The sequence below is a fragment of the Rhodococcus marinonascens NBRC 14363 genome, from assembly GCF_001894885.1.
Classification (GTDB): domain Bacteria; phylum Actinomycetota; class Actinomycetes; order Mycobacteriales; family Mycobacteriaceae; genus Rhodococcus_F; species Rhodococcus_F marinonascens.
The window spans coordinates 1-792 of record NZ_BCXB01000145.1 but is presented as its reverse complement, the minus strand read 5'-3'; the positions used below and the strand labels follow the sequence as shown (position 1 = coordinate 792).

The 792-nt window shown below is 65.7% G+C and carries 1 protein-coding gene; it reads right to left on the bottom strand.

All coding sequences use genetic code 11. The features are described 5' to 3' along the window. On the bottom strand, positions 1–792 hold a 792-nt coding region (locus RM2_RS23260; RefSeq protein WP_139277950.1), incomplete at both ends, for an AMP-binding protein.

Here is a 792-nt window from a genome sequence, read left to right as displayed (position 1 = left end):
GGGGATCTGCACAGCGGGATCCGCCAGCAGCGTCCCCAGCATCGACGGAACGAACTCCGCCACGGTGACGCCGGCGCCGTCGATCAGCGACAACATGTACTCCGGATCACGATGCCCGTCCGGGCGCGCGACAACCAACCGGGCACCGACCGCCAACGGCAGGAACAACTCCCACACCGACACATCGAACGTCACCGGCGCCTTCTGCACCACCACATCGGAATCGGTGAAACCATACTCGAAGGCCATCCACGACAACAGGTTGACGACCGCGCGGTGACTGACCGCCACCCCCTTCGGGCGCCCTGTCGACCCCGACGTGAAGATGACATACGCCGTGTTCTCCGGACGCACCGGACCGAGGAGTTCGGACTCCACCACCTCTGCGGAGGAATACCCCGACACATCCACCACATCGATATCCACCACCCGATGCCCGGACACGGCCACACCATCGCGCGAGGTGGACAACACACACACCGGCGCCGCAGTATCGAGCACATACTCGTTGCGCTCGGCAGGCTGGTCCGGATCAATCGGCACATACCCGCCACCCGCCCGGAGCACCGCATACATTCCGATCACCAGATCCAGCGATCGGCGCATCCCCACGCCCACCAACGACTCCGGACCCACCCCGGCATCGATCAGGAACCGGGCCAACCGGTTCACCCGCCCATCGAACTGCGCATACGTCAACGACTCGCCCTCGAACACCACCGCCACCGCATCCGGTGTCCGCGCCACCTGGGCGTCGAACCCGCCGAGCAGCAACACCTCCGGCACCTCACG